The sequence below is a fragment of the Fuchsiella alkaliacetigena genome (assembly GCF_023227765.1).
GTDB lineage: Bacteria > Bacillota > Halanaerobiia > Halobacteroidales > Acetohalobiaceae > Fuchsiella > Fuchsiella alkaliacetigena.
This window is the reverse complement of the sequence record NZ_JALKBZ010000012.1, coordinates 59,459-67,457: the sequence shown is the minus strand read 5'-3', so window position 1 is coordinate 67,457 and position 7,999 is coordinate 59,459. Positions and strand designations below refer to the sequence as shown.

Here is a 7,999-nt window from a genome sequence, read left to right as displayed (position 1 = left end):
AAAAATTCTTCTGTATTTTCCTTAATTTTTTCTCCAAACTGTTGTATAATTGTATCCATAAGGGACTCCTCCTTTTTATGTTTTGTTTAGTCACTTAACACTTTATCAAAAGAGGAGTCCCTTTTCTAGTTTTTATACTAAATTTACCTATACTTATTTTACACTATGATATTATTCTATTCCACAACTAAACTAGGATAAGACCCCAACAACTTAATAAAAGAAGTCTTATCTTCCAAAGCAGCTAAAGTCTGCTCCACTCTCTTTTCAGTTCTATTCCCCTCAAAATCAATAAAAAATAAATAATCCCCCAACATCTCCCGAGTAGGTCGCGATTCAATCTTTGTTAAATCAATACTTCGCTGTGCAAACTCCTTTAATATTTCATACAAAATTCCCGGTCTGTTTTTAACCGGAGAACAGATTAAGGAAGTCTTAGTTTTTAAACCCTGCTCAGAACCATCTTGCTGAGCTAAAACTATAAACCGAGTCCAATTAGCCAGATTATCCTGAATTCTTTCCTCTAAAATACTGAGTCCATTCAGCTTGGAAACTAAAGTAGAACCAATTGCTGCCCAACTACTATCCTTATCTTGAATTCTTTGTACAGCTTCAGCAGTACTGTTAACACTGACTGATTCAAAATCACTCAATAAACTATTTAAATTATCCCGACATTGAGCTAATGCTTGCGGATGAGATAGCACCTTCTCAATCTTACTCAGTTCCGTCTCTGCATGACCAATCAAATTATGTTCGATGGGCATTACAACCTCAGCTTTAATCTTCAAGTCTACCTTATGTGCTAATAAATCCAAAGTTATATTCACAGAACCCTCTAAAGAGTTTTCAATAGGAACTATCCCGTACTCCTCTTCTCTTTTAGCTACGGCCCAAATTAAAGACGAAATATCAGCATAAGGAATTAATTCTACCTGCTCTTCAGCTATATATTCTCTAGCTGCCTGCTCAGTAAAGGTTCCTGCCGGACCTAAATAAGCTAATCTATTCATCCAAAATCACATCCTCAATTTTTTCACTTTTAAATTTACTATCTAACAAGGGGCTTAAAGAATAATCTATATAATACTGTTGATAAAATCCCTGCTTTAAGCTCTGTACTCTACCTTGATCGGAGTAAGGCTTCCATTCTATAAAGTTCAAACTCAATCCCTGTTCAGCATTACTCAATTTATAGCCAGCCTCTTCGATTACTTCTTTCACCTTAGCTTCTAAAAGTTCTTCTAAGATAGGCTCTCCATAATATTTTTCCAAAATTAAGTCACCATTTCTTAACAGCCTAATTAAGGATCTGCCTAGCCACTGCTCTTGCTTTGGCTCTTTAATATAAGCCACCAAAGTAGCAGGATGTAAATTAGCCGCTACTCGAGCAGCACTAACTCGTTGCTTTCCTAAAGACGGTAGCTTTAAGCAACTACTCCAGTTCTGGTCGGTAGAAACAGCTAATAAATCTTCAGCAGATTGAGAAATAACAATCTCTAAAGTCCGATTATCAGGGCCCCTGCTATTAAAGAGCGCTAACATATCAGTACATAACCTAAAAATATAACTGCTATAATAAGTTAAATCTAACTTTTCAATAAAGCTCTTTAAATCAACCAAAATCTTACCTAATTTAGGAGAATGGTACTTATGAAATTCGGCTACTTGCTCTTTATTCAGCCTGCCCTTCATAAACTCTCTAAACTCCAGCCCAGTCAAAATATCTAAAATAGAAGTTACCCGCAGATAATTAGTTTGATCGGCAGCCGCTAAGCTTCCACCCTGCAAGTCCTGTCGATCTTCCATTTGAGTTATTACTTTAAACTTCAAATCTTTAGCCTTAGTCAGGAAGCGTCGATAGCTAAAGTTAGAATTATATTCAAAATTATAACTACCTAATAGCTCACTCAAATAAGGGTTTTGATAATTATCTGTCATCAATAAGTAAGTTAACAAGGATTTAGCGGTAGACTTTTGCTGATTAAGCCAACGATAATAGTACTCTCGCAATCTACCAGTAAAAACCTTTTCTGCTCTGCTTAAGTTCTGAGCTAAAATATTAATTGATGAGATATTATTTCCCAACCAATATATGTAATCTATTAACATATTAAGTCCGGTAACTTCAATACTAAAATCATAGCGACTTTGCAACTCCATCAACTGTTGCCACAATTCAATTCCAAGTTCAGGATTTAAAACTCGTAAAAGACCTTGCCTAAAGTCCTCAATTGCTAATTTAGTAGCATATACTCTTCCCCTAAAGTGCATTAACTGTTGAATGGAAAGCCCAAATTCCCAAATCCGAGTTAGATAGTTATCGCTAAAAAGCACCTCACACCTATAACCCTGATACTCAAAGCTTAAGCCTTTACTAATTAACTCTGGTGAATATTCAACCCTTAGTTTTTCAGTTTGATACTCACTCAAATTAGCTATCTCTTCTTTAGATTTCAACTGCTCTCTCAACTGAGCTTTTGCTTTAGCTAAAGGTAAAGATATATCTATCTCTGTAGCAAAAGGCTTAACACTTAAGTCCTGCTGTTTGAGGTAATTATCCATCAATAACTGACTTGTAATCACCGGCTCTAAATCCAGCTTTTTAAAGAAGCTTTCCAATTCAATAATAATCTGAGGAGCTTTTAAGCCAATTTTAATAATTTTTTGAGAACCTAAGTATTGGTCAATATTATTAGCAAAAATCACTTCTTCCATAATTATTTCACCTTTACAACTTAATATTTTAACATATAATTAACTTAAGCTTATTAATGTAAAACAAGAGACTCATCTTGAAGATAAGTCTCTTGATAAGTAGCAGTTCAAATCAGCTAGTAAACCTTTAAGCCGGGTTCTGTCTTTGAAAGCAATCATCTATCTACGAAAGCAGTTACCTGCTCTCTTTAGCGATCTAACCCGAGAAGTCGGACGAGCAGCCCTTAGCCTTCTCCTATTTGATCTTGCTCCAGGTGGGGTTTACCATGCGGTAGCTGTCACCAGCTACCCGGTGCGCTCTTACCGCACCCTTTCACCCTTACCTGCCTCAGCAGGCGGTTTGCTCTCTGTGGCACTTTCCCGCAGGTTACCCTGGCTGGAAGTTATCCAGCACCTTGCCCTATGGAGCCCGGACTTTCCTCAGCTAAGTGTCCAATTCTTAGCTGCGATTGCTCAGTCTACTAGCTGATTAATACTAAGCTATCTTTTATTAACTACCCCAATATAATAACACTTCACTTATTAATTGTCAAGCAGCTCAACTTCAATTTCAGCTAAAAGCAGTCCGTAAATAACTCCCTGCTTAAAAGTTGATCTTTCAGCTGCTGTTAAGTCAGTTGCTAATTCTTTATATATCGGAAGTAGTTCAGTCGGCAGCTCAAATTCAAGCGCTTTTTCTTTTATTTCTTCTAAAAGATCTTCAGTTTTTATAGACTCTTTTTTATCCTGTTGGTGCTCATCAATAGCTAAATTAGCCAGGCGATCTGCTGCCTTATTATCTTGACGGGGAATATGATTAAGGGTATAATCAGTAAATTCTGTCAATAATTGATCTGCCTGTTGATAATAAGACTTCAAATTCTCACTAAGCACCCGATATTCACCAGTTAACTGCTTAATAACTAACTGACTATCGGCATAGAGGTTTACTATTGTCGCTTCCTGCTGTTGAGCTAACTTTAAACCCTTAAGCAAAGCTCTATATTCGGCTACATTATTAGTAGTCTCACCAATATAATCAGCAGCTTCCTCAATTACTTCTTCATTTTTATTTAAGATTACTACTCCAATTCCAGCCGGGCCCGGATTGCCCTTAGCTGCTCCATCAGTATAAATATTAAGTTCTGTCATAACTAGCTCCTTTCCTATTTAATTCTCTTCCCAATATAAGATTCTACCACAACTTTCGCACTTTATCAATTCATTACCCGACTCTACCTGTTGCACTAATCTAGTAGGTAGACTAACTCTACAGCCCATACAGTAATCATCCTTTAACTGTACTACTGCTAAACCCGCTTTATTGCGCAACAGAGTTTGATACCTCTCCAAAAGATCATCCCCTAAAACTTGGCTTAAACTCTCGCGATTATTCTCTAGCTTTTCTAATTTAGACTCCTTTTTTAATTGTACCTCTGCATAATCATCACGTATATTAAGCAGTTCTTTTTCTTTAAGTTCTAACTCTTTAGCTAATTCTTCTCTAGCTTCAGCTAAATCTTCTAACTCCAGCATTAAGTTTAGTATCTGCTCTTCTAATTGACTCTGTTCCTCTTTAACCCTAGATATTTTAGTCTGTAACTGCTCCAACTCTTTAGCACTACTTTCTCCACTATAGAGCTGCTCCTCATACTCCGTTAACTGTCTAGTTAATCTATCGTTCTCAAACTCCTTAGCCTTAAGCTGCTTATTCTTTTCTTCTTCCTGTTGCTCTTTTTCAGTAATTTGCTTCTTTAAATCAGCAATCTCTGCTTTCAGCTTTTTTAGCTCTTCAGCTTCCTCCATGCCTTCTAATTCCTGCTTTAAACTATCTATCTCCTTATCTAATTTCTGCAATCTATACAACTCTTCTAATTTACTCATGTTTACCTCCCCTTTTTATTTAATAACAAGTTAACAGCTCCCAAAGCATTCACTAAATCAAGATAAACAGCTATACAAAAAGGTAGGTCAAACAGCATAACTGTTGACCTACCTAAACTATTTCTATAAAATCTTTATTTCTTTCAGAACTACACACTGTAATTTCTGTTAAAGATTTTTTACTTAGCTGCTCCTGTAAATAATCCACCATAGCCGACTGCATAATTACCTCAGTAGCATAGTGACCGGCAGCTATGACTCCTAAACCTAACTCTACAGCTAATTCTGCCTCATGATACTTTAAATCTCCCGTTAGCAGCAAATCAGCTCCTTTAAAAGCTGCCTGTTTAATTAAGTCTCCTCCAGCACCTCCACAAACAGCAACTTTATTTATCGTATTAGTTGTTGGGGGAACAACTCTTAAATTATTTACTTCTAAAAGCTCCTTTACCTGCTCTAAATAATCTTCAAAAGCCAACTCATTTTCTAAATAACCTATTCTACCTAAACCTAGCTTTTCTCCTGCAATCTCCAGTGAATAAAGATCATAAGCCACTTCTTCATAAGGATGAGCCGCCTTTAATTCATTGATCACTCTTCCTAATTTACTAGCTGGAACAATACTCTCTAAACGACACTCCTTAACCTTTGCTAACTCTCCCTGTTCTCCTAAATAAGGATCACTACCAGCTAAAGGTCTAAAGCTTCCCTCACCTTCCACTTGAAAAGTACAGTCGCTATAATCACCTATACAGCCAGCTCCTTGAGCCGTAATTGCCTCTCGCACTTCAGTTAAATTTTCTGCTGGTACAAAAACTACTAGTTTTTTCAATTCATCTTCAGCAGTCTTTTGTAAAACTTCTACCTCCTCTAAGCCTAACTGAACAGCTAAAGTATCATTAAGTCCTCCTTTAGCAATATCGTAGTTAGTATGAGCTACATAAATACTGATCTGATTAGTAATCGCTTTTTTAATAATCTGACCTAGCTCTGTATCCAGCCTGATAGTAGAGATAGCATCAAAGATCACTGGATGGTGAGATACAATTAAATCCACCTCTTTATTAATAGCCTCTTCCATAATCTCAGTATTAACATCCAAAGTAACTAATACCTTACTTACCCGCTGCTGATAATCACCAATCTGTAAACCAACCTGATCCCAATCAGCAGCTAATTTTTTAGGAGCTAACTCTTCAATTAATTGAATAACCTGTTGAATACTTAAAGACATTTAATAACCTCCCGCAGCTTAAGTAGCTTAGTTTTTAGTGCTGCTCTTTTATCCTCTAGTTCTGCAACTTCTTTTAACGGTAATCGCTTTAAAGTAGAGCGCCACTCTGCTTCCTTAGTTAACAAAAATTCTTTATAATTAGCAGCTTCCTTTTCTCTAAGTCGAGGGCCGATCTCCAAAAGCAGTTCTTCTTCAACTACCTCTTGACCTGGAGTTGCTTCAATTATTTCATAAAACCTATCTTTTTCTTTTACTAACACCTCATCAGCAATCTGAAAGCCATTATTAACTAACCATTCCCTTAAAAGAGCACTCCCCTTCATAGGCTGTAAAATTAGTTGTGAGATAGAGCTAGCTAGCTTATAATCAGCGGTCAAAATATCGATAATACTCCTCGCTCCCATGCCGGCTATAACTGCCGTATTAACCTCCTCAACTGCTAGAACACTTAACCCAAAGCCTAATCTCAACTCAATCTCTGCCTCTAAACCATGCTTTTTTATATTTTCAAGTGCAAACTGATAAGGTTTAGTATTCACTTCACTGGCAATTAATTTATCAAACTGATAGTTTTTAGCTAAATAAATCGGTAAATAGGCATGATCAGTGCCTACATCGATTAAATTACAAGGCTTATTTACTAAATTAACTATAGCTTTTAATCTACTTGCTAATTCCATTGATTATCAATTCCTTAATTTAAACTAATCTATCTTATTATGTTCAAGATGTACAGCAAAGTTCCTGCAATTTAAAAAGCTATCTGCAATAATAAAACCCCACCGTTTATTAGATGGAGTTAAAATTATCAGCTTTATAAGTGGTGGGCCCACTAGGATTCGAACCTAGGACTACTCGGTTATGAGCCGAGGGCTCTGACCAACTGAGCTATGGGCCCTAAAGCTATAATGGCTCCCCAAGCAGGACTTGAACCTGCGACACGATGGTTAACAGCCATCTGCTCTACCAACTGAGCTATCGGGGAACGCCACTATCAAAACAAAAGCATTATATAACAAAACCCCTGAAAAATCAACTAGCACAGTTATCTTTTCGAAATAATGCTCTCTTATCTTACTATTTATAATTAATCTAAATAGTCCTTAAGCTTTTTACTACGACTAGGATGCCTCAACTTACGTAATGCCTTAGCCTCAATCTGCCTAATCCGCTCTCTAGTCACTCCGAACTCCTTACCTACTTCTTCTAAAGTTCGAGAGCGTCCATCTTCAACTCCAAATCTTAACTCCAAGACTCGCTTCTCTCTATCACTGAGAGTATCCAATACCTCATCCAACTGCTCTTGTAACATCATATAGGAAGCAGCAGCCGAAGGAGCAGGAGCATCTTCATCCTCGATAAAATCACCTAGATGACTATCCTCTTCTTCTCCAATAGGAGTTTCTAAAGAAACAGGTTCCTGAGCAATCTTCTTAATCTCTCTTACCTTTTCCTCAGATAGATCCATCTCCTCAGCAATCTCTTCTGGAGTAGGCTCTCTACCTAATTCCTGTAGCAAATGTCTAGATACTCTAATCACCTTATTAATCGTCTCTACCATATGCACTGGAATTCGAATAGTCCTAGCCTGATCAGCTATAGAGCGAGTAATAGCTTGTCTAATCCACCAAGTAGCATAAGTGCTGAACTTATAGCCCTTAGTATAGTCAAACTTCTCTACTGCCTTAATTAAACCCAGATTACCCTCCTGAATTAAGTCCAAAAATAACATTCCTCTACCTACATACTTCTTAGCTATACTAACCACCAGACGTAGATTAGCTTCAGCCAACATTCTTTTGGCCTCTTCATCGCCTTCTTCCATTCTCTTAGCTAAAGCAACCTCTTCTTCAGCAGTTAATAAAGGAACCTTACCAATCTCCTTCAAATACATTCGCACTGGATCATCGATTCCGACTCCATCGGGAACGCTAAGATCTAAATCGCTTCCCTCATCTTCTTCACCCTCAGCATCCTCATCATTATCTACAACTTCAATCCCCATTGAAGCCAGAGTATCATATATATTATCTATCTGGTCAGTACTCAATTCAATTTCAGAAAGAGCATCCATTATTTCCTCATAAGTTAACTTTCCATTTTCCTTTCCTTGTTCGATTAATTTCTGCACTTCTTCTTTAATTGCTTCCCTATTCTCCTCTGACATGACAATCCCTCCTTTCT

7 protein-coding genes, 2 tRNA genes and 1 other RNA gene are annotated in these 7,999 nt (G+C 37.1%); all 10 read right to left on the bottom strand.

The window, feature by feature from the left end; translation table 11 throughout:
* Positions 1-176: 176 nt before the first annotated feature.
* Positions 177-1,013, bottom strand: a complete 837-nt coding sequence (pheA, locus tag MWH30_RS05385; protein ID WP_248663036.1) for a prephenate dehydratase — start codon at positions 1,011-1,013, stop codon at positions 177-179.
* Positions 1,006-2,718 (bottom strand): hypothetical protein, encoded by a 1,713-nt coding sequence (locus MWH30_RS05380; RefSeq protein ID WP_248663035.1) that lies wholly within the window; start codon positions 2,716-2,718, stop codon positions 1,006-1,008. The genes pheA and MWH30_RS05380 overlap by 8 nt, the downstream gene beginning before the upstream one ends.
* Positions 2,719-2,830: 112 nt before the next feature.
* An RNA gene (rnpB, locus tag MWH30_RS05375) (RNase P RNA component class A) lies at positions 2,831-3,183 on the bottom strand.
* A 57-nt stretch (positions 3,184-3,240) separates the two neighbouring features.
* On the bottom strand, positions 3,241-3,849 hold the full coding sequence (locus MWH30_RS05370; protein WP_248663034.1) for a ribonuclease HI family protein: 609 nt from the start codon (positions 3,847-3,849) through the stop codon (positions 3,241-3,243).
* An 18-nt stretch (positions 3,850-3,867) separates the two neighbouring features.
* Complete coding sequence (locus MWH30_RS05365; protein ID WP_248663033.1) at positions 3,868-4,581, bottom strand: zinc ribbon domain-containing protein; 714 nt, start codon at positions 4,579-4,581, stop codon at positions 3,868-3,870.
* A 112-nt stretch (positions 4,582-4,693) separates the two neighbouring features.
* Positions 4,694-5,815 (bottom strand): Nif3-like dinuclear metal center hexameric protein, encoded by a 1,122-nt coding sequence (locus tag MWH30_RS05360; RefSeq protein WP_248663032.1) that lies wholly within the window; start codon positions 5,813-5,815, stop codon positions 4,694-4,696.
* Positions 5,806-6,495, bottom strand: a complete 690-nt coding sequence (locus MWH30_RS05355) for a tRNA (adenine(22)-N(1))-methyltransferase (protein WP_248663031.1) — start codon at positions 6,493-6,495, stop codon at positions 5,806-5,808. Before MWH30_RS05355 ends, MWH30_RS05360 begins: the two co-directional genes overlap by 10 nt.
* 141 nt (positions 6,496-6,636) lie before the next feature.
* A tRNA-Ile gene (locus MWH30_RS05350) sits at positions 6,637-6,713 on the bottom strand.
* A gap of 11 nt (positions 6,714-6,724) precedes the next feature.
* Positions 6,725-6,800, bottom strand: a tRNA-Asn gene (locus MWH30_RS05345).
* A 102-nt stretch (positions 6,801-6,902) separates the two neighbouring features.
* Positions 6,903-7,982 carry an RNA polymerase sigma factor RpoD gene (gene rpoD / locus MWH30_RS05340; RefSeq protein ID WP_248663030.1) on the bottom strand — a complete coding sequence of 360 codons (1,080 nt, stop codon included), beginning with the start codon at positions 7,980-7,982 and terminating at the stop codon, positions 6,903-6,905.
* Positions 7,983-7,999: the final 17 nt, after the last annotated feature.

What these genes read in the sequence shown, in the direction of transcription:
- pheA (WP_248663036.1), bottom strand. Translation starts at nt 1,013, where the DNA reads ATGAATAGATTAGCTTATTTAGGTCCGGCAGGAACCTTTACTGAGCAG.
- MWH30_RS05380 (WP_248663035.1), bottom strand. Translation starts at nt 2,718, where the DNA reads ATGGAAGAAGTGATTTTTGCTAATAATATTGACCAATACTTAGGTTCT.
- MWH30_RS05370 (WP_248663034.1), bottom strand. Translation starts at nt 3,849, where the DNA reads ATGACAGAACTTAATATTTATACTGATGGAGCAGCTAAGGGCAATCCG.
- MWH30_RS05365 (WP_248663033.1), bottom strand. Translation starts at nt 4,581, where the DNA reads ATGAGTAAATTAGAAGAGTTGTATAGATTGCAGAAATTAGATAAGGAG.
- MWH30_RS05360 (WP_248663032.1), bottom strand. Translation starts at nt 5,815, where the DNA reads ATGTCTTTAAGTATTCAACAGGTTATTCAATTAATTGAAGAGTTAGCT.
- MWH30_RS05355 (WP_248663031.1), bottom strand. Translation starts at nt 6,495, where the DNA reads ATGGAATTAGCAAGTAGATTAAAAGCTATAGTTAATTTAGTAAATAAG.
- rpoD (WP_248663030.1), bottom strand. Translation starts at nt 7,982, where the DNA reads ATGTCAGAGGAGAATAGGGAAGCAATTAAAGAAGAAGTGCAGAAATTA.